Here is a 19,676-nt window from a genome sequence, read left to right as displayed (position 1 = left end):
AAATATGAATTAAATGAGTTTCAATTTTATGCTATTTCATAATCCCAAGTTGCCTGCGGAAATTCGTGTAAGCCACTTAAATGCACGTATCAATGAACAACGAAAAAAAATTGCGCAAACGACTGCATCTAAACTTGAGCTGCTGCAACTAAGCCAACAATTATCAAAAGAAGCGCGCGCACGTAAAAAGAATAACCAAAAAATTTATGTAATCGATTTTAATGGTGATACCGCTGCATCTGCGGTAACGAGTCTACGTGAAGAAATTACCCTGATCTTAGCGACAGCAAAAGCAGGACGTGACCGCGTGGTTTTACGTTTAGAAAGTCCAGGCGGGATGGTGCATGGCTATGGTCTGGCCGCTGCACAATTGGTACGTTTACGTGATGCTGGATTTAACTTAACCATTTGCGTGGATAAAGTTGCTGCAAGCGGTGGCTATATGATGGCCTGCATTGCAAATGAGATCGTTTCAGCACCATTTGCCGTGGTGGGTTCGATTGGTGTGGTTGCACAAGTGCCGAACTTTAACCGTTTATTGAAAGAAAAACATATCGATTTTGAACTGTATACCGCGGGTCAGTTCAAACGTACCGTAACTATGTTTGGTGAAAATACTGCTGAAGGTAAAGCCAAATTTGAAGAAGAGTTACAGCAAACCCATAACTTGTTTAAACACTTTGTTGAAAAATACCGTCCTCAGCTCAATGTCGATAAAGTTGCCACAGGTGAGCATTGGTATGGTCAAGATGCAATGGATCTCAATTTGGTCGATAAACTCCAAACGTCAGATGAATATCTATTAAGTCTTATGCCACAACATGATGTATATATGATTGAAACCCGCAAAAAACCAACACTGGGTGAGAAGTTAGGCTTACAAGCAGCACAAATTGCGGATTCATTGGTTCCTGCTGTCATGTCAAAAGTGATGGAATCATTGAGCAAAGCTAATGCAAATATCGTTCAATTAAAAGATCTAAAATTTTAAAATCTTTATGCTTATAAAGTATTTAAAGCTCACTTCGGTGAGCTTTTTTTATGCTAAACGATGCTGTTGTGATAGATTGCGTTGCGTACATAGATATTGATGATAATGATGTCTAATTTTCTGTTTATTTTAGGTGGTGTCATTTGCCTAATGGTTTGGCCTTGGCTATATTTGCTGCATTTTCAAAGTGTGAAAAAATCTGTGCTGAAACAGTATGCTGCGCTGTTTGGCCCAGCAGCAACACTGTTGGCAGGCTATATTTATTGTTCATCACTACAGGTAGATGTTCGCTCTGAAGCCTGCGGCACTGTTGTGGCCTATCAGAGTTATATGAGTAGCGGAAATATAAATAAAAGACAGCCTTTTGAGCGGGTTGAAATTTTAGTGAATCATACAAAATATACACGGCATTTTCGTATAGATGATGATCTACAAAAAATGCCAGCGGGAGCAAAAGCGTGCTTTCAGTATTATGACCGAAAATTGAATCCGCAAATGTCAGATTCAATCTTAATTCAATGGACTGCTTAAATATTTAACTGATGTTACGCAGTAACACCAGAAGTGCAATTTGATTCAAATAAAACAACGATACGCGGTAACGTCATCCGCAAGTGTTTGAGACAGGGCTGCTTCTAATCAAAAATGTTTTTGCGATACTTTGAATACGTAGACGCGAGCGAACGAGTTTTGCGGTGAGGAGCATTGCTTCGCAAGATGGTTTCCTTGCGAAGCTTCGCTTCTCATTTTGCCGAATGAGAAACATCGTTTCGTAAAAGTACCTCCAGCCGAAGGCTAATCCCGTTATTCAATTCCTAGATGTAAGACTCCGTCGAATAGACTTAAAAATCATTTTTAAAATGAGAAATTACTTCTAGGTGCGTAACATCAGTATTTAAGATAAAAAATATTCAGGCTTTTGTTTAGCGTTATTCAACAAATTTGATGTCATTAAACAAATACCACCAGTGATCATCGCACCAAGTGTTGCGAGCAGCATATCTTTATGCGCATCCCAAATATCACCTTGTTGCCCATTATAATTTTCAGCTTCTTCTGGTGATAAGCCAATGGCAATCAGCCATTCGATCCATTCATAAAATAAACTGGTCGCCATGACGAATTGTACGACCAATAAAAAGAGTGTTCCGGCTTTTAATTGTGGTAGCCAGATTTGAAATATGCGATAAAAGAACGGATAGAGCAGCAATCCATAGGCAAGGTGTACAAGCCGATCATACATATTCCGAGACCATCCCATGCTTTGGTCAAGGTTGAAACCGAAGAGAGCTTGTGTCCATTCAGAATAAGGTACATAAGAATATAAATAATGGGCACCGATGACATGAATCAGTAAAAAGCCAAGATACAGACAAACTGTTCTGAAAGTTAGTCCTATTTTATAGAGGAAAACGAGCAGCACGATCAGCATAAACGCTGTGCCGATTTGATGGAGGATATATGCTTCCATTTCTAAAGGTTGGATACTGGCGATCACAATGGCAAGAGTTAATAACGCAAAAGCTAAGATGTGCTTAAGTTTTAATTTGAAATCAATCATGAAAAGGCAAAGCTCAAATTTTTTATCGGTGTGCAATGTTTATAATTCGCGGCAAGTATAGCCATAATGCGATGAAAAGTGATAGTTAGACGGCGCTAGAATTTGTGCATTATTTTTTCAAATGTCTTTAGTTTGCGGCTGGGGATAAGTATTTTTAAAAAGATTGTATTAAACTCAGATGAATATCGATGTTTAAGTATTTGGTAGTAACTATGGCCGTTGTTGAGGCATTTATTGCGACTCAAAATTGTTATTTTAACTATGAGTTTGAAGAACTTAATTTAACAGGTGATTTTCCAGAAGAGCTCTCTGTGTCTTTGCGCGGCATGATGTTTCGCCATAAGATTCAATATCCCGATACCACATATTATGTTTATTATTCAGATGTTTTAACAGGCTGTGAATTACAAAGGATGAAAGATGATTGGGCGAAATATTGCCCTGCAGAATAAAATTGCGTCTAAATTTTCTATCTCCTTGCGGAGCATGCTCCTCATCTCAAAGAGAGCAGAAGTATTATAAATAAAAAACGAGGCATGAAGCCTCGTTTTTTTTGATCTATCTAAAATTAGATTTTAGAAATAAGATCTTTAATGTTTGCTGCTTGAGTTGATGCATTACCTGTATATGTTGCAGGTGTCATTTCTGCAAGACGCGCACGGTCAGCTGCAGGAACAGCTTCAAGCTCATTACCATTTACGAAATCAACCATCATGTCGCGAGTCATTGCTTGACCACGAGTAAGGGCTTTAAGTTTTTCGTAAGGTTTTTCAACTGCATAACGACGCATCACAGTTTGAATCGGTTCTGCAAGCACTTCTTGCGCATGGTCAAGGTCTTCTAGAATACGTTGAGCATTCAATTCAAGTTTACCAATACCTTTAGAGCAAGCTTCAAATGCGATCAAGCTTTGTGCAAAACCAACGCCCATGTTACGTAGAACAGTAGAGTCAGTTAAGTCACGCTGCCAACGAGATACAGGAAGTTTTTCACCAAGGTGAGCCAATACCGCATTCGCAATACCCAAGTTACCTTCAGAGTTTTCGAAGTCAATTGGGTTAACTTTATGTGGCATTGTTGAAGAACCAACTTCGCCTTCTTTCAAACGTTGTTTGAAGAAACCAAGTGAGATGTATCCCCAAACGTCACGGTTAAAGTCGATTAAGATTGTGTTGAAACGACGTAGCGCATCAAAAAGTTCCGCCATGTAGTCATGCGGTTCAATCTGAGTCGTGTACGGGTTGAAGGTTAAACCTAAAGACTCTACAAAAGCTTGAGAATGCGCAGGCCAGTTAATTTCAGGGTAAGCAGAGTAGTGCGCGTTGTAGTTACCTACTGCACCATTGATTTTACCAAGTAATTCAACTTGTTTGAATTGTTTGATTTGACGTGCAAGGCGGTAAGCCACGTTCGCCATTTCTTTACCCAAAGTTGTTGGGCTTGCAGTTTGACCATGTGTACGAGACAACATTGGTTGTTCAGCGTGTTGTTCAGCCAAAGCAACGATTGAATCGATGATTTGCTGCATTGCTGCAACTAAAACTTCACGGCCATTTTTAAGCATTAAAGCATGAGACAAGTTGTTGATGTCTTCAGATGTACATGCAAAGTGAATGAATTCTCCAGCATTTTTAAGCTCATCGATATGTGCGATTTGCTCTTTTAAGAAGTACTCAACTGCTTTTACATCATGGTTTGTTGTACGTTCAATTTCTTTAATGCGGTTTGCATTGTCTTCAGAGAAGTTCGCAACAATTGCATCAAGCGCAGCGTTAGTTTCAGCACTGAACGCTGGAACTTCAGTGATTTCAGGACGGTTTGCAAGCGCTTGTAACCAACGCACTTCAACAGTCACACGAGCATGGATTAAACCAAACTCAGAGAGGAAGGGACGTAGAGCATCACATTTGCTTGCGTAACGTCCATCTAATGGAGAAAGTGCGGTTAAAGCGTTCATAGCGATTCCTTAAATTTTGGAATTAAACGTAAAACAAAAAGCCCGTACTGCATCAGTTAAACCACCTGATACTGTAAACGGGCAAGATCTTGAATATCTTGTAGTAGCTTGCGCTTACTGAAAATCATACCCCATGAGCTACCACCGAGCTGACGCCATAAATGTGCCATTTGTAAGCCGGTAAATAAGGTGGCGCGAATGCGATTGGTATGAGAAGTGTCTTTAAATGCTTCGGCATTACCACGAACCATAATACGTGGATTAATTTGGCCTGCAGTTTCAATATAGGTTTGCGCTAAATTGGCAATGATACTTGGATGTAAATAATTATTATCAAAAAAGGAAAGCTGTCTTAGAATTTTTTGTTGGGATTGTTCAATGGTTTCGACAAATTTAGGATTGCTATAGACTTTCTTTTCTAACTGCAATAACGCCATCGCATACGTCATGGGTAGCTTAGTATTGGCAAGTTTAGGAAGTCTAGATTTGGGAGATGTATTGAAGGGTTGAGTAATGCTACTTTCTAAGGTTTTTAATCCCAGCGAAATATCCGCCAAGCCACTAAAAAAATCAAGCGTCTGACTAGACTGATTCGACTTAGGACGGATATTTAAACTGGCTTTAATGAGATGTTCAAAATAAAAGTTACCGCTTTCCCCGATACTCTGTTGCCCAGTCAATGCAGTCATGTGGGTCAGCTGTGTCGCTTGAAAAACAGCAGCTAACGCCAATGCACGATTTTGGCGAGTATTCAGAGTCTGAGGCTGTTGAAACGGTAACTCTGTCATCCGAAACAATCCTTATTCAATAAAATCCGGTTTAGGCGCATTGGTATGATGAATCACACCACCCCCTAAACAAACTTCACCGGTGTAGAACACCACACTTTGACCCGGTGTAACAGCACGTTGTGGCTCATCGAATTCGACACGCACACCATTTGGCGCTGTAGGGTCTTTAAATATTGTACAGTCTTGGTCAGGCTGACGATAACGAGTTTTCGCTGTGCAGCGGAAGCCTGATTCAGGAATCTCTTGTTCACCAGCCACCCAATCAATCGCTTCAGACCATAAAATGGTGCTTTGCATGAGTGGATGTTCATGACCTTGACCAACGACTAGGCGATTACCTTCGATATCTTTATGCAGTACAAACCAAGCGCCTTCTTCAGCACCTTTTAGACCACCAAGACCGATGCCACCACGTTGGCCGAGCGTATAGTACATTAAGCCGTGATGTTCACCAACCTCTTTACCCGTGTCTAGGACGATTTTTCCGGGTTGAGCAGGTAAATATTGCTTTAAGAAGTCATTAAATCGACGTTCGCCAATAAAGCAAATTCCTGTTGAATCTTTTTTCTTCGCGGTGATTAGACCTAATTCTTCAGCGATTTTACGCACTTGTGGTTTTTCAATTTCACCCACAGGGAACAAAGTTTTGTTAATTTCACGACCATGCACTGCATGTAGGAAATAGGTTTGGTCTTTGTTGTTGTCTAGACCACGCAGTAGAGGGGCATACTCTTCACCACGTGAATTTTTTAGCGTTTCACCACGGCGGCAATAGTGGCCTGTCGCAATAAAGTCAGCACCTAAGTTCACAGCATGGTCGAGAAATGCACGGAATTTAATTTCTTTATTGCAGAGAATATCTGGGTTTGGTGTACGACCTGCGGCATATTCTTCTAAGAAATGCTCAAAGACACGGTCCCAATATTCCATCGCAAAGTTTGCGGTATGAAGTTTGATTCCAATTTTGTCACAAACGGCTTGAGCATCGGCAAGATCTTCCATTGCCGTACAGTATTCCGTGCCGTCATCTTCTTCCCAGTTTTTCATGAAAAGACCTTCAACTTGATAACCTTGTTGAAGTAAAAGTGCTGCAGATACAGAAGAATCTACACCACCAGACATACCGACGATGACACGTTGTTGCATAGGATTAAGCATCCAAATTTGAAATTAAGGGAGAATTTTGGTGCTCGTAAATGAGCGATAAAGGAAATTTTTGACCTGAAAGAGCATCTTGCACAGCTTTGATGACTAATGGACTACGCGCACGGGCAGACTCAATGAGTTCATCAAGCGTCATCCATACTGCACCGACAATACCTGTGTCTAATTGTGCATCGGCATGGTGCTGAATGTCTTTAGCTAAGAAACAGAAACGGAAATAAGTACGATCAGGGAACATCGGAGGAGTATAAGTATACATGCCTAGGAGGTTCGTGATTTCTACATCGTGACCTGTTTCTTCCATGGTTTCTCGAATGGCGGCTTCAATAATGGTTTCGCCAGCTTCAACATGACCTGCAGGTTGATTAAATACAGTATGGGTCACACCTTCTGTATGTTCTTCAACAAATAGGAATTTTCCGTCTTTTTCAACGACTGTCGCAACAGTGACGTGAGCAGTCCAAGCGGTCATAGAAAAGCACCATGGGGTAAAAACGCTATTCTACAAAATTTAGGGAGCGGTGGCTACGATGGGAGGTGAATTCTTTGGATAGAGATATTTTTTAGCGTAGAAATTTATGGAACACTGTTTCATAAATGGGGTTGGAAACAATGAATCATAAAAAGCCCTGTACAGTTGATATAGGCTTTTTTTGTAATATGGATATGATTAATATTAAAAAATAATTAATACATGCACTATTTCAATTGTTACTTTCAATTGCCATTTCATAAGAACCCTGAAATTGGAACTTCATTGTTTCATCTGTAGTCGAGTTAATGAATTTTTCCATTTGTTCTTTATACTCACCATGTCCTGATTTATACATAGCTAATAAATATCCCCATTTAGCATACGGATAGGCTGGATCATCTTTGGGGATAGTCTTTAATTCATTCCTTATACCTTCTGCTACTTTACTCTGACAAGATCGCAGGTCATTTTGCGGATATTTCAAAATTTGCATTAGTTCACAGTGCTTAAATAATTTAGCTTGAGTTGGTCTCTCATTGAGTTGTTTCTTATTTAATTCATAAGCCTCTTGATACATTTCTAAAGAGAGATAAATATTCATTTCTATTTTTTCTCGCTCATTTTGAGCTTGGATTTTTTTTACATCTAATAAAATATTTTTTAATTTTTCTTTAGATTTAGGGTTATGAATGTCTATATCATTCATTAATATTCTGTATTTTTGGATGATAATATCATCTGATAGGGATATTTTTTGTTCTTCTACAACTTCATTTTTCTTTGGAATCTCTTGTGCATTAGAGCATCCAGTTATAGTGAAAACTGTACTAAAAAGAATAGTTAAAATTAGATATTTTTTCATGAAATACGTCTAGCAGCCGAAGTTAATGTGAATGTATGTGTTGTAAATCTTGGATTTGGATAAATTATTCCGCCATCTAATTTGGCTTCATATCCCATTTGCATTTCAACTTTAATTAAAGACAAATTGGGCTCCGGAAGAAGAATTGTTCCTGATCCAACTAGTTCTTTCCCCTTTTCAGTATTCCAGACACCATTCCCTATTTCTAAATTTTTTTGTGAGAGTAGTTTAAAATCTCTTGCTTTTTCTCTAAATATTTTTACTGAAACAAAAGGTTTAATTTTAGCATCTCCTTTTAATGGAGGGGCTATATAGGAAACTGTTATAAATAATTCACGACCCTTTAAAATATAGCTAACAATATATTCACAAGTCCCAGAAATAGCTTGAGAAACAACTCCTACCCAACCTTTTTATCCTCATCATAAGGAAGAATTAAATTTTTGAATTTCACGTATTGTGTTCTATTTTGTTCTATATAATAATTTTCTTTGTTACGGCTAAAATTGTTTGCCAAATTATTACTTTGTTGAGATGTTGTCTGAAAATTTAAGACGGATGAATTACTAGGACCACCACTAGCTCCAACTACATGTACTTGCTTAGGGAGTAAGGTAGCACCACAAGTGAACTTATCGCCTACATAAGCTACAGCCTTGCCATCAAAAATAACGTGGTCATTACTTTTAATTAACGTAGACCAAGTTTTACATTTCGGACATGCGAAACCATCTCCAGCACGAAGAAAAAAGATTCCCCATCTGTGAACTTCTGAACTGAGTGGATATGACTGTTCCTCCGTGGCTCGTTGTAGACCCATGAATGCCGAATCCTTTAGACATTTTTTGAGTCTCCAATTGTTGTAGTCATAAAGCCTATAGGGGGTATCGCATCATGATATAAGCGTAATACATGAGATGTAATTGGACTATCAATAATTTCATCGCCATTTTCTAAAAATGAACCGATTAGAGCGGCTGATCGACCATCTACATTGAAAAGCGATCCTGCGCCAGAGATAATTTTTGCTGTTGAACCATCTAAGTATATGGCTTCATCACCTATCAATGCCAATGATATCCCTTGGACTTTAAAAGTATGATTTGATGCCCGAACAAGTCCACCATTTTTAGTTTTTGCACCGTTAAATGCTACATAATATTTTGTGTGAGGCTTATGATTCCAATATAGTTGTTCTGCCTCATGAATTTTTTTTATATCTTCTTTTGAAAGCTTTTGTAGCTGCTCTTTTGGCAGTTGATGCAAAAAAGTAGGGCTAGTCATACTATGTCCAAATATTGTAATTATATTCGAGCTTAATAAAATAAGATGACTAATAAAATTTGAAAATGTAACTAAGGAAATACTATCTAATTTTATATTTATTCTAATATATGCATTTTAGGTGCAAAACAATAAATAAATTTTTAGCATTGAAATAATGCTTTAATAAAAATTAACCTAAATAAAATCTATTTTATTTATAATTCCCCGACACCTTCACATAATTCTGCGCTGAATACGGTAAAAATGCTTTTTCTTTATCGGTTAGGGGGCGGACTTTTTTGACTGGACTGCCCACATATAAATAACCACTTTCCAAAACCTTATTTGGTGGAACAAGTGAACCAGCACCAATCATCACATCATCTTCAACAATTACATCATCTAAAATAATCGTACCTATACCGACTAAAACACGATTACCAATGGTACAACCGTGTAATTTTACATGATGACCAATTGTGACATCTTCACCAATAATCAGTGGAGAACCCTCAGGCTTATCGGCTTTTTTATGACTCACATGCAACATTGAGTGATCTTGCACATTAGAGTTTTTACCAATACGAATATGGTTTACATCACCACGAATCACAGCAAATGGCCAAACAGAGACATTTTCAGCCAATACAACATCGCCAATCACCACTGACATTTCATCGATATAGCAAGAGTCAGCAATACGTGGAACAGTGTGTAAATAAGGGCGAATGTTTTGGCTCATAGGAAAGTCATCTACAGGTTTTTAGGCATTATAAAATAAAAAAGCACCTAGACCGAAATCTAGATGCTTTCACTTTAGTCTTAAAGCTCAGTTTTCATTAAACTTAGAATAAGTTGCTAAAGAATTGTTTGATGTGATCAATCATTTTTGCAAAGAAACCAGCTTCTTCAACATTTTGTAGAGCTACAAGTGGTTTTTCAGCAATGACTTTGCCATTAAGCGTTGCAACGTATTTACCGACCACTTGACCTTGTTTTAAAGGTGCAGTTAATTTTGGTTGAACAACCAATTGAGTTTTAATGGCGTTCGCTTCGCCTTTAGGCATCGTCACGTTAAAGTTTTCAGCTAGACCTACTTGAACTTCATTGTCTTTACCGTACCAAACTTTTGCTTTTGCAAGCACTTGTTTAGCAGGTTGAACTTTTACAGTTTCAAAGTTTGCATAACCCCAAGCTAAAATTTCACGTGTTTGAGATGCACGCTCGTTCATGCTTGGCGCACCAAAGATCACTGAAATTAAACGTAAAGGACCACGTTTAGCTGAAGTCGTTAAGCAGTAGCCCGCTTCTTCAGTATGACCAGTTTTTAAACCATCTACACTTGGGTCAGTATAAAGCAGGGCATTACGGTTGCCTTGCTTAATGCCATTGAACGTAAATTCTTTTTCAGAGTAGATCGGATAGTATTTTGAACTGTCATGAATGATATGTTGCGCAAGAGTCGCCATATCTTTGGCAGTCGAGAAATGACCTTCAGCTGGCATACCTGTCGCATTGATGAATTGAGTATTCACCATGCCAATACGTTTCGCTTCTTGGTTCATCATGTGGGCAAAGGTGCCTTCATTGCCAGCAATATGTTCTGCCATAGCTTTAGAAGCATCGTTACCCGACTGAATGATAATGCCACGTAACATTTCTAATGCAGTTGCAGTGCCGTTGAGCGGAACGTACATACATGACTCAGTGCTGCTGCCGCGACACCAAGCCGACTCATTCATACGTACTTTTTCATTTTCAGTTAGTTCACCGCTTAATAACTTTTGCTCAATGATGTAACTGGTCATCATTTTTGTCATTGAAGCAGGAGCTAATTTTTCGTTTTCATTTTTAGAAGCAAGGATTTGCCCTGTCTCATAGTCCATCAGCACATAAGATTTATTATTTAATTCAGGTGGTGCAGAAAGGACAGTTGCCGCGAATGAAAAACTAGGTGCAAGTAGTAATGCGGCAAGGGCGGTTTTTCGGGTCATTCTGGGTGGTTCCAATAACTTAGGTATAAGCACAAAGAGCCTAGCATTTTAGGACAAAGCTAGGCGGACTGCTATGGGGTGCAAGCGCTTATTTTAAAAGTATTGTAACCAATTGGTATTATTTGCTGTAAGCAGTCAATTCTTTGCAAATCGCACCATTTTTCTTATCGCCAGCTTTCTTCGCATCAGACTGCGCTTCTTTTAAAGCGTCTTTAAAACTTTTTTGTTTGCTGAGTTGCTGTAAAGCATTTACTGGGTTCTTTTCATTCGGCATATATTCTTTAGCTAATTTTGCATAACCCGCTTCAAACTTTGGTTGATCTTTGTCATTCACCAATTTTGGGCAGACTTCAGATAGTACATAGATAGCTGCAAGTTCTTGAGTAGTCACTTGAGGTGTAGGGGTAACTTCAATTTTTTCATCTGCGGCATGTGCAGACATGGTAGTGAAAGCAAAAGCAGAAAGACTAAGGGCACAAAGAGATTTTACAAAGGAGTTTTTCATTTAAATAACCTGTTAAATAACCTAAAAGATATCAAATAGCTAAAATTTATTTGCTTAGCTTAATCGTATTTCTGGTAGAGATCAGTAGAAAATTGTATTGAAGCTGTTTAAAAATCAATACATTGTGAAAGAAAAAAGGATGAGGCTATAAGGCTTCATCCTTTTTTTGGCAGGTTTGATGCAATAAGGACTAACCTATTTAGAGGACGTCCAAAGCTGAATGATCAATTAACCTTCATAACTTAAAACGTCATCACAAACTGATTTTTGCTCAGCTTTATCAGTTTCTTTAGCAGCTTGACGCGCTTCTTCAAGAACTGATTTATATTCGCTGTCAGACTGTAGTTTTTCTAATGTCATTGATTTATCAGAATAATCAGCAAGATATGTTTTAGTGAGTGCTTGAATGTTGGCATCAAATTTTGCATTTTGACCAATAATCGCAGGGCATACTTCTAACATGACTTGTGCAGATGCAATGTCTTCTTTTACGATGGTATTGGCTTCTTCTTGAGTGAAGTCATTGTCTGCGACCACAGTTTGAGTCATGCAAGCTGCTAGAGCAAAGCCCAATAAACCACGAAGTGCTACGGTTTTATTCATTTTGTACACACACATTTATGCTGGATGTTGAAATGTAAATATATATAATTATTCATATATTTCAATAAAATGTTCTTGCGAGTCATTTTTAATTTTTTAGTAATGGAAATTTAGTTGTGAATATTTTAATTGCCAATGATGATGGCGTTTTTGCTCCCGGTATCCAAGCTTTAGCACATGCATTGCGTCCTCTCGGTCGTGTGGTGATCGTGGCGCCTGAAAGCGAACGCAGCGGTTTTTCAAGTGCTTTAACTTTAGATCGACCATTACGACCTGTCGAAATTGCACCGAATATGTGGGCGGTAAATGGTACACCTGCGGACTGTGTGTATTTATCAATGAATGGCTTGTTCGACTTCGAATTTGATCTGGTGGTGAGTGGAATCAATAGTGGCGCAAATCTGGGTGATGATGTGCTGTATTCAGGGACAGTGGGTGCGGCATTTGAAGGCCGTTTAATGAAACAACCTGCGCTAGCCGTCTCTTTGGCTGGGCCAAATGTGCGTAGTTATAATAACCCAGAAGATTATGCAGTCGCCGCGCAATGGGTGCATGATTTTATTGCCAATGGACTACCCGCGCTACCTGCACGACATATTTTTAATATTAATATTCCAGATGTTGCTGAACTTCAAGGCACCAAAGTGACCTATCAAGGAAGACGTTTACAGTCCAAACCGATTACCAGTCATGTAGACCCGCGTGGTCGTCAAGTCTATTGGATTGGATTGGCAGGCGAGGCAGTGGCAGAGCCTAAGAAAGGCTTAACGCATATCGAATCAGACTTCTTTGCAGTTGCAAATGGTTATGTCAGTGTAACGCCTATACAAATGGATGCTACAAACTATGAGATTTTGAATAACTTGCACTCAGAGTTATCTAAATCTTAAGTATTAATGTTATAACTTTGTGAAAATGGTTATGCCGCAACTTTTTTAGAGTGGATTTTTGCTAATCTTAGCCCATTCATAATGACTATATTTGAATTATTAGTGAGGAAGATGATGTCCCTGGTGTCACAATATCGCGTTATTGCCGCTCCTGCAGCATTATTTAAGACCCTTGTTTTATCTGCTGCGGTTGTTACGACTTTGGTCATGACTGGCTGTGCGTCAAAACCACAAATTAATAATGCGACCCGTTATGCGACTGCTCCGGATTATTATACAGTTCGTTCGGGAGATACTTTAAGTGGCATTGCCGCTCGCTATGGTTTGAGCTATGTCAGCATTGCAGAAATGAACGATATTGCGCAGCCTTATCGCATCTATGTTGGACAATCCATTCGCCTTAAAAATGGCGGCTCACGTCGTACAACGTCTACGCAAGCCATGACTCAAGCGGCACCAATTCAACGCCAAACGATTGCAATGCCAACGCAAACAGCGCCCGTGACTCAAGCTTCAACCACTCCATCGACAGTGACGCGAACTACAGTTCCAACGCCAGTGGTCAGTTCTTCAAGTTTACGTTGGGTGAGTCCAGTATCACGTCCTACGGTATTACAAGGCTATAACTTAGCATCGAATGTGAAAGGAACACGTTACGCAGGTAATACAGGTGATCCTATTTTTGCAGCAGCTGATGGTCAAGTGGTCTATGCCGCCGATGGTCTTAAAGAGTACGGCAATTTAATTTTGGTGAAGCATATTAATGGCTATATCACTGCATATGCACATAACAGTAAAATGAATGTCAAAAGTGGCGATACTGTGAAAGCAGGGCAGCAAATTGGTGAGATGGGTTCATCGGGTACAAACCGTACGATGCTTGAGTTTCAGGTGCGTTTAGATGGTAAACCAATCAATCCAACTTCAGTTTTACCAAATAATTAAATATATAATGCAAAAGCAAAATATCCCCGTATAATACAATGAGTTGCTTTTATCGAAAGATGAAGCTTCTCATAAGTTTATGAGGGAAATTTATGTTAGATCAACTTCGAGCAATGGGTGTCTTTGCTTGCGTTGTGGAAAAAAATTCGTTTAGCGGTGCTGCTCGTGAGTTAGGTATTACCACGAGTGCCGTGAGTCAGCAAATCCGCTCACTAGAGCAGGATATGGAAGTCATTCTTTTACATCGTTCAACACGTAAGTTAAGTTTGACAGAAGCTGGACAAGCTTTTTTTCATAGTTGCCAAGAGATGCTATCTGCCGCAGAGCGCGGCAAAATTCGTATCAATGAACTTCGTGACGACTTAGTCGGTGAATTACGTATTGCATCGACACCAGAAATTTGTGCGAATCATGTGATTCCTGCATTGTCACATTGGATGTCGGCACATCGCGGTTTATCCGTTCATCTAGAAGCAGATAATCAATATATCGACTTAATTGATGGCCGCATTGATATTGCGCTACGAATGAGTTCAAAAATTGATGATCAACAGTTTCATGTGGTGCCATTGGCACATGTTGAACAAGTTCTCGTTGCAGCACCAAGCTATATCAACCAAACCAGTTTAATTACACGACCAGAAGATTTACAAAATCATGATATGGTTCAAATAAATTTGGTTAAAAACTTTCAGCATTTTGCATTTGAAAATGCAGTGACTAAAGAGCAGGTTGCATTGGATGTGCACTCCCGATTTACAACAAATAATGTATTTGCTGCAAAAGCAATGTGTCAACAAGGACATGGCATTGCAAGAATATTATATCTAGATACGCAAAAAGACTTATTAAACGGTTCTCTTGTTGAAGTTTTACCAGAATGGCGTTTACCATCATTTACTCTATATGCTGTGATGTCTAAACGTGATCAACAGCCTACTAAAATTCATCGTTGCCTAGATGCATTAAAATTGTATTTCAGTCAATTACCAGGCGGACGTGTATACCAAGAAGCCTCATAAAAACAAAAAAGGTTTAAAAAGATATAAAAAAAGCCGCAATCAGCGGCTTTTTTTACTTTCGGCACAAATTACGCTAGAAAGTTTTTCACCATTTTAACAATGCGTTCAATCAAGATATCCGCTTGTTTTTTATTGATGTTCAGCGTAGGTAATAAACGAATCACAGAGCCTGCTGTTACGTTAATAATCAAGTGATGCTCATCACGTGCAATATTCACAAGTTCGCCACATGCTTTTGGTAATTCAATGCCGACCATTAAACCAAAACCACGAACAGTCACGTTTTGCTCTGCAAGTTGCTCTGTGAATTGCTCAACAAGATACGCACCCATATTTGCAGCATTTTCAATAAGGTTTTCCTTTTGAATGGTATCAATCACGGTATAAACCACACGTGAACCTAATGCTGTACCGCTATAAGTTGAACCGTGGTTACCCGCTGTTAAAACGCCAACACCACGACCTTGAGTCATGACTGCGCCGATAGGGAAGCCATTACCTAGACCTTTTGCTGTAGTTAGCACGTCAGGAATAATATTGGTGTGTTGATATGCAAAGTATTTACCAGTACGGCCGTTACCTGTTTGCACTTCATCAAGCATCATTAACCAGTTGTGTTGATTACAGATTTGACGAATTTCTTCGAGGTAGCTAAAACCTTGAGGTGCAGTATTTACACCACCTTCACCTTGGATCGGCTCAACCAAAATCGCTACGATGTCTGGGTGGTGAATTGCAGCTTCTTCAATTGCTTCGATATCACCAAAAGGTACACGAATAAAACCTTCAACCAGTGGGCCAAAGCCTTCTTGAACTTTTTTGTTACCTGTTGCAGATAATGTCGCCATGGTACGACCATGGAATGAATGATCAGCAACAATAATTTTAGGGCTTGCAACACCTTGCATATGACCAAATTTACGTGCAATTTTGATTGCACCTTCATTTGATTCTGCACCACTATTTGAGAAGAAAACTTCTTCCATACCCGCAACTTCAGCTAATTTTTGCGCAGCAGCCGTTTGCCAAGGCACTTCAAATAAGTTACTGGTATGAATGAGGGTCGCTGCCTGTTCAGCAATTGCAGCTGTAATTGCAGGATGTGAGTGACCTAAACCACAAACAGCTATCCCTGTCAGTGCGTCTAAGTATTCTGTGCCATCTGCGGTATACAGGTGAGCACCTTGACCTCGGACAAAGCTGATCGGTTGGCGGCCAAATACTGGCATCAAGTGCGATGGTTGATCAGTTTGTACTGGGGCAAGGGTAATGTTATTCATGACTAACTCTAATTTGTCAGGTGATTGAAATAATATAGAGGAGACGCCATATATATGAGCATCAAGAGGTCTATATAAGCAAAATATGACTCACTTGAAAAGCTGAAATGTAAATAAAACGTGAAATATTGCTTTAGTCATATTGTTTTACTCAGTTTTGGGTATAATGCGAAGCAGATTTATTGAGGATATATCAATGACTGAACAAGCACGCGATACAGAAGCGTTAATTCGTGACCAAATTGCTAAACACGCAGTTCTACTTTACATGAAAGGCACTCCACAGTTTCCACAGTGTGGTTTCTCTGCGCGTGCAGTAGAAGCGCTCAGTCAAATTGGTCGTCCGTTTGCTTATGTAAATATTCTTGAAAATCAAGATATTCGCGCAACTCTTCCACAAATTGCAAACTGGCCGACTTTCCCACAATTATGGATCAATGGTGAGTTGATCGGTGGTAGCGACATTATGCTTGATATGTTCCAAAAAGGTGAATTACAACCTTTAGTTGAACAATATAGCCCAGCTCCTGAAGCTTAATTGGATGTGTATTTGATGATTTTGATCATTGGATACAGATAAAAATAGCGCCTTTAAGGCGCTTTTTTTATGACTTATTTATCAAAAAAGTCGTGGTTTATGCGTTTTTCCACCATCCCCATACGCATTTAAAGCACAAAGGGTGGTGGAAAAATCAACAAATGAATAAACTCATCGAAGATTTATGACGGATTGTCTTCAGTCGGACTTTCTTCAACACGTTGCTCGTTTTCAGCAGTCCCATTTTTAGCAGTGCTGTCTTGAGCTTCAGACTTCTTTGCCTTTTTATCTTTATTCTTTTTTGACTTCTTCTTTTTTTTCTTTTTCTTTGGCTCTTCTTCCTCAAACTCAGCACCGTCTTCAATCGCTTGCCAGTACTCAAGTTGCTCCATGACAGCAGCGTAGATTGAGCCTTTGCTATAACGACCTTTTTTATCAAGAGTGCCTACTGGACGCGCCATCAAAATTTCTAATGCTTGGTCAATGGTATCTATGGCGTGAATATGGAATTGACCTTGTTGCACAGCTTCAATCACATCTTTGCGTAACATTAAGTGCTGCATATTTTGGCGTGGAATAATCACACCTTGCTTGCCTGTTAACCCTTGTAATTTACATGCATCATAGAAGCCTTCAATCTTGGCATTTACACCCCCAATCGGTTGAACTTGACCCAATTGGTTCATGGAGCCAGTGATTGCCCAAGATTGATCGATCGGTAATTGGCTAATAGCGGAAATAAGAGCTGAAAGCTCTGCAACAGTTGCGCTGTCGCCATCCACTTGACCATAGCTTTGCTCAAAGGCGAGGGCAGCAGAGAAATGTAAAATTTGTTCACGACCAAAGTGTGCCTTTAAGAAACTCGACATCAATAGGACGCCTTTGGCATGCAGAGAACCACCGAGTTCTACGCTACGTTCGATATCTAAAATATCGCCACCGCCTTGATAAACCGAAGCTGTTAAACGTGACGGTAAACCAAATTCAACATCTGCATATTGAATCACAGAGAGGGCGTTGATCTGCCCGAATCGATGACCTTTGGTTTCAATTAATTGTGTGCCGCGACTGAGATCTTGCCAATACAATTCACGTAAGTAGCCTAGACGGTATTTACGATGATCAAGAGCGGTGTTGATATGTGTTTCTGTCACCATTTTATCGCCAGCGAGGGCTGCATGATGATGTGCTTCACGAATCAAATCACCTAAGGTGAGGGCATGTAATGACAAAGAGCTTTGATCTTCAGCTTGACGACTTGAATCAGTTAACAGTGCAGCAAGTGCTGTACGGTCAAACGGCAGAAGTTTGTCTGTTTGCACATAATCAGCAATTAGCTGCATATATGCCTGCTCATTAATGTCATTACGTTGTAATGTATCGGTAAAATCGGCACGAATTTTAAAGACACTGCCCAGTTCTGGTTCGAGTTCTAAAATATCGTAATAAATATCAGGTTCAGCAAGCAGGATCACTTTGATATTTAAATCAATAGCTTCAGGCTCAATCGAAATACTGCCTGTCAATGTAAGCATATGTTCAAGTGAAGATAGCTTTAAATGTCCTGACTTTAATGCACGTTTTAGACCTTGCCATGCATAAGGCTGCTCTAAAAGTTGTTCAGCTTCCAAGATGAGGAATCCACCATTGGCCTTATGCAATGCACCAGGACGGATTAACGTAAAGTCTGTGGTGATGGTGCCATTTTGGGTCAGTTGTTCGACATGACCTAGCAAATTGTAATGGGTTGGGAAATCTTCAAAAATAACTGGCGCACCAGCATTTGGTTTGTGTGTGGCGATAATGTTAGCTTGGTAGCGAGATGGCACGCGGTTAAATAGGCCAGGTGTAAAGTCATCTTCTTCTTGCTCAAGCACAAACTCAACATTTTGAATGATGTCATCTGCATATTGCTTCAGATAATCTTCCAAGCCTTCAACCATGCTGAATTTATTTTGAATTACATCAATACGCGGCATGACGACTTGTTTAGCAATTTCACGGTTTAAAACCTGAACTTTATCGCGTGCGTCATCTTCAAGATCACCAAGATGTAGACCAAGGCGTTCAAGTTTTTTATCCATATAACGGACGTTTGACGCAATTTCAGCTCGTTGTTTACTGCTTAGTGCATTGATGTCTTCTTTGGACATTTCTTGGTATTTGTTATCGACCAAATGCACGGGAACGAAACAATGATCATCATCCTGAGAAATCAGTTTAAGATCGAGCTCTTCACCTTCTCGGGTTAATTCAACTAAAGCAAGATGTTGTTCATCACCAGCATGTTGGCGAATCATTTCAATGCGATTGTGATAGGTTTCTGCGGTGAAGCGACGTTCAAGCTGTTTTAATATAGTTTGCCAACTTTGATGTAATAACGTTTGGAATTTTGTCGCTTGACCAGAAGGAAGTTTCAGCGCAATCGGTTCACGCGGAAACTTGAAATTATTGACATACACCCAGTCTGAAGGCGTTGGCATATTTTTAGCGTGTTGTTGTAATAAGCGCTTAATCATGGTGCGCTTACCTAAGCCTGCGGTACCTACAGCAAAAATGTTATAGCCTGAATAGGGCAATGCAATGCCAGCTTCAACCGAAGCACGGGCACGATCTTGTCCTAAAAAGTCATTGAGTGGTTTGATCCGCTTGGTAGACGTCGGTATTTTTTTAAGCTCAGGCGTATGCGTCAGCTGAAGCGGCTGCAACTGGGTTTTAGTTAAAGTATTCTGTATTTCGGGTTGATCAAAAGCACTCTTTAGTGTCGTTACTGTTTCTGCTAAGTTTTTTGTGTTGGTTTCATTAATGGTGGTTGATAAAGAAGAGTGAATT

At 39.5% G+C, this 19,676-nt stretch carries 20 protein-coding genes and 1 pseudogene; 7 read left to right on the top strand and 14 right to left on the bottom strand.

The window, feature by feature from the left end:
- Window positions 1-28: 28 nt before the first annotated feature.
- Window positions 29-991 (top strand): protease SohB, encoded by a 963-nt coding sequence (sohB, locus tag FTT77_RS10715; protein WP_180009607.1) that lies wholly within the window; start codon window positions 29-31, stop codon window positions 989-991.
- 105 nt (window positions 992-1,096) lie between these two features.
- On the top strand, window positions 1,097-1,522 hold the full coding sequence (locus FTT77_RS10710; RefSeq protein ID WP_252725857.1) for a hypothetical protein: 426 nt from the start codon (window positions 1,097-1,099) through the stop codon (window positions 1,520-1,522).
- Window positions 1,523-1,886: 364 nt separating this feature from the next.
- Here FTT77_RS10710 and FTT77_RS10705 read toward each other — a convergent pair whose 3' ends face one another.
- Window positions 1,887-2,552 (bottom strand): DUF2238 domain-containing protein, encoded by a 666-nt coding sequence (locus tag FTT77_RS10705; protein ID WP_180022795.1) that lies wholly within the window; start codon window positions 2,550-2,552, stop codon window positions 1,887-1,889.
- Between the two features lie 212 nt (window positions 2,553-2,764).
- On the opposite strand from FTT77_RS10705, the gene FTT77_RS10700 reads away from it, so the two are divergent.
- Window positions 2,765-3,004 (top strand): hypothetical protein, encoded by a 240-nt coding sequence (locus FTT77_RS10700; RefSeq protein ID WP_180055204.1) that lies wholly within the window; start codon window positions 2,765-2,767, stop codon window positions 3,002-3,004.
- Window positions 3,005-3,120: 116 nt separating this feature from the next.
- On the opposite strand, the gene purB is transcribed toward FTT77_RS10700, so the two are convergent.
- From purB to FTT77_RS10645, 11 genes and pseudogenes are all read right to left on the bottom strand, one after another.
- Complete coding sequence (gene purB, locus FTT77_RS10695; RefSeq protein WP_180035330.1) at window positions 3,121-4,509, bottom strand: adenylosuccinate lyase; 1,389 nt, start codon at window positions 4,507-4,509, stop codon at window positions 3,121-3,123.
- 56 nt (window positions 4,510-4,565) lie between these two features.
- Window positions 4,566-5,297, bottom strand: a complete 732-nt coding sequence (gene hflD / locus FTT77_RS10690; RefSeq protein WP_218945479.1) for a high frequency lysogenization protein HflD — start codon at window positions 5,295-5,297, stop codon at window positions 4,566-4,568.
- Window positions 5,298-5,309: 12 nt separating this feature from the next.
- Window positions 5,310-6,446, bottom strand: coding sequence for a tRNA 2-thiouridine(34) synthase MnmA (mnmA, locus tag FTT77_RS10685; RefSeq protein ID WP_168379207.1), 1,137 nt, complete (start codon window positions 6,444-6,446; stop codon window positions 5,310-5,312).
- Between the two features lie 4 nt (window positions 6,447-6,450).
- On the bottom strand, window positions 6,451-6,936 hold the full coding sequence (locus FTT77_RS10680; RefSeq protein ID WP_078190179.1) for an NUDIX hydrolase: 486 nt from the start codon (window positions 6,934-6,936) through the stop codon (window positions 6,451-6,453).
- Between the two features lie 232 nt (window positions 6,937-7,168).
- Window positions 7,169-7,801: a hypothetical protein gene (locus tag FTT77_RS10675; RefSeq protein ID WP_168379209.1), complete on the bottom strand. Its 633-nt coding sequence runs from the start codon at window positions 7,799-7,801 to the stop codon at window positions 7,169-7,171.
- Window positions 7,802-8,369: 568 nt separating this feature from the next.
- Window positions 8,370-8,643, bottom strand: a pseudogene (locus FTT77_RS17460) (PAAR domain-containing protein); the annotation flags it as partial.
- Window positions 8,636-9,085 (bottom strand): PAAR domain-containing protein, encoded by a 450-nt coding sequence (locus tag FTT77_RS10665; RefSeq protein ID WP_168377839.1) that lies wholly within the window; start codon window positions 9,083-9,085, stop codon window positions 8,636-8,638. The gene FTT77_RS10665 and the pseudogene FTT77_RS17460, both read right to left, overlap by 8 nt.
- A 193-nt stretch (window positions 9,086-9,278) precedes the next feature.
- Window positions 9,279-9,809, bottom strand: a complete 531-nt coding sequence (locus FTT77_RS10660; protein WP_180009363.1) for a gamma carbonic anhydrase family protein — start codon at window positions 9,807-9,809, stop codon at window positions 9,279-9,281.
- 103 nt (window positions 9,810-9,912) lie between these two features.
- Entirely contained in the window at window positions 9,913-11,061 is a 1,149-nt protein-coding gene (dacC, locus tag FTT77_RS10655; protein ID WP_078191838.1) for a D-alanyl-D-alanine carboxypeptidase PBP5/6, read from the bottom strand.
- A gap of 118 nt (window positions 11,062-11,179) precedes the next feature.
- Window positions 11,180-11,566 (bottom strand): MCR_0457 family protein, encoded by a 387-nt coding sequence (locus FTT77_RS10650; protein ID WP_180004877.1) that lies wholly within the window; start codon window positions 11,564-11,566, stop codon window positions 11,180-11,182.
- Window positions 11,567-11,794: 228 nt separating this feature from the next.
- On the bottom strand, window positions 11,795-12,169 hold the full coding sequence (locus FTT77_RS10645) for an MCR_0457 family protein (RefSeq protein WP_078190174.1): 375 nt from the start codon (window positions 12,167-12,169) through the stop codon (window positions 11,795-11,797).
- 116 nt (window positions 12,170-12,285) lie between these two features.
- Between FTT77_RS10645 and surE the strand changes: the two genes are divergently transcribed.
- The 3 genes from surE (at window position 12,286) to FTT77_RS10630 (ending at window position 15,026) form a co-directional block, all read left to right on the top strand.
- The gene (gene surE, locus FTT77_RS10640; protein WP_078190173.1) at window positions 12,286-13,059 is read left to right on the top strand and encodes a 5'/3'-nucleotidase SurE; all 774 of its coding nucleotides are present in this window, start codon (window positions 12,286-12,288) and stop codon (window positions 13,057-13,059) included.
- A 114-nt stretch (window positions 13,060-13,173) separates the two neighbouring features.
- Complete coding sequence (locus tag FTT77_RS10635) at window positions 13,174-14,004, top strand: peptidoglycan DD-metalloendopeptidase family protein (protein ID WP_180009371.1); 831 nt, start codon at window positions 13,174-13,176, stop codon at window positions 14,002-14,004.
- Between the two features lie 92 nt (window positions 14,005-14,096).
- Window positions 14,097-15,026, top strand: coding sequence for a LysR family transcriptional regulator (locus FTT77_RS10630; RefSeq protein ID WP_180004878.1), 930 nt, complete (start codon window positions 14,097-14,099; stop codon window positions 15,024-15,026).
- Window positions 15,027-15,094: 68 nt separating this feature from the next.
- Here FTT77_RS10630 and FTT77_RS10625 read toward each other — a convergent pair whose 3' ends face one another.
- Entirely contained in the window at window positions 15,095-16,306 is a 1,212-nt protein-coding gene (locus FTT77_RS10625) for an aspartate aminotransferase family protein (protein ID WP_180009361.1), read from the bottom strand.
- Between the two features lie 196 nt (window positions 16,307-16,502).
- Between FTT77_RS10625 and grxD the strand changes: the two genes are divergently transcribed.
- Window positions 16,503-16,844, top strand: coding sequence for a Grx4 family monothiol glutaredoxin (gene grxD / locus FTT77_RS10620; protein WP_067762767.1), 342 nt, complete (start codon window positions 16,503-16,505; stop codon window positions 16,842-16,844).
- A 182-nt stretch (window positions 16,845-17,026) separates the two neighbouring features.
- Here grxD and FTT77_RS10615 read toward each other — a convergent pair whose 3' ends face one another.
- Window positions 17,027-19,675 (bottom strand): Lon protease family protein, encoded by a 2,649-nt coding sequence (locus FTT77_RS10615; RefSeq protein WP_373686708.1) that lies wholly within the window; start codon window positions 19,673-19,675, stop codon window positions 17,027-17,029.
- Between the last annotated feature and the right edge of the window lies 1 nt (window position 19,676).

This window comes from Acinetobacter sp. YH01010, from assembly GCF_013420775.1.
GTDB classification, from domain to species: Bacteria; Pseudomonadota; Gammaproteobacteria; order Pseudomonadales; family Moraxellaceae; genus Acinetobacter; species Acinetobacter amyesii.
This window is presented reverse-complemented; position numbering and strand designations above follow the sequence as displayed.

Excerpts from the sequence above, each read along its gene's own strand:
- sohB (WP_180009607.1), top strand. The coding sequence starts at position 29 with ATGCTATTTCATAATCCCAAGTTGCCTGCGGAAATTCGTGTAAGCCAC.
- FTT77_RS10710 (WP_252725857.1), top strand. The coding sequence starts at position 1,097 with ATGATGTCTAATTTTCTGTTTATTTTAGGTGGTGTCATTTGCCTAATG.
- FTT77_RS10705 (WP_180022795.1), bottom strand. The coding sequence starts at position 2,552 with ATGATTGATTTCAAATTAAAACTTAAGCACATCTTAGCTTTTGCGTTA.
- FTT77_RS10700 (WP_180055204.1), top strand. The coding sequence starts at position 2,765 with ATGGCCGTTGTTGAGGCATTTATTGCGACTCAAAATTGTTATTTTAAC.
- purB (WP_180035330.1), bottom strand. The coding sequence starts at position 4,509 with ATGAACGCTTTAACCGCACTTTCTCCATTAGATGGACGTTACGCAAGC.
- hflD (WP_218945479.1), bottom strand. The coding sequence starts at position 5,297 with ATGACAGAGTTACCGTTTCAACAGCCTCAGACTCTGAATACTCGCCAA.
- mnmA (WP_168379207.1), bottom strand. The coding sequence starts at position 6,446 with ATGCAACAACGTGTCATCGTCGGTATGTCTGGTGGTGTAGATTCTTCT.
- FTT77_RS10680 (WP_078190179.1), bottom strand. The coding sequence starts at position 6,936 with ATGACCGCTTGGACTGCTCACGTCACTGTTGCGACAGTCGTTGAAAAA.
- FTT77_RS10675 (WP_168379209.1), bottom strand. The coding sequence starts at position 7,801 with ATGAAAAAATATCTAATTTTAACTATTCTTTTTAGTACAGTTTTCACT.
- FTT77_RS10665 (WP_168377839.1), bottom strand. The coding sequence starts at position 9,085 with ATGACTAGCCCTACTTTTTTGCATCAACTGCCAAAAGAGCAGCTACAA.
- FTT77_RS10660 (WP_180009363.1), bottom strand. The coding sequence starts at position 9,809 with ATGAGCCAAAACATTCGCCCTTATTTACACACTGTTCCACGTATTGCT.
- dacC (WP_078191838.1), bottom strand. The coding sequence starts at position 11,061 with ATGACCCGAAAAACCGCCCTTGCCGCATTACTACTTGCACCTAGTTTT.
- FTT77_RS10650 (WP_180004877.1), bottom strand. The coding sequence starts at position 11,566 with ATGAAAAACTCCTTTGTAAAATCTCTTTGTGCCCTTAGTCTTTCTGCT.
- FTT77_RS10645 (WP_078190174.1), bottom strand. The coding sequence starts at position 12,169 with ATGAATAAAACCGTAGCACTTCGTGGTTTATTGGGCTTTGCTCTAGCA.
- FTT77_RS10635 (WP_180009371.1), top strand. The coding sequence starts at position 13,174 with ATGTCCCTGGTGTCACAATATCGCGTTATTGCCGCTCCTGCAGCATTA.
- FTT77_RS10630 (WP_180004878.1), top strand. The coding sequence starts at position 14,097 with ATGTTAGATCAACTTCGAGCAATGGGTGTCTTTGCTTGCGTTGTGGAA.
- FTT77_RS10625 (WP_180009361.1), bottom strand. The coding sequence starts at position 16,306 with ATGAATAACATTACCCTTGCCCCAGTACAAACTGATCAACCATCGCAC.
- grxD (WP_067762767.1), top strand. The coding sequence starts at position 16,503 with ATGACTGAACAAGCACGCGATACAGAAGCGTTAATTCGTGACCAAATT.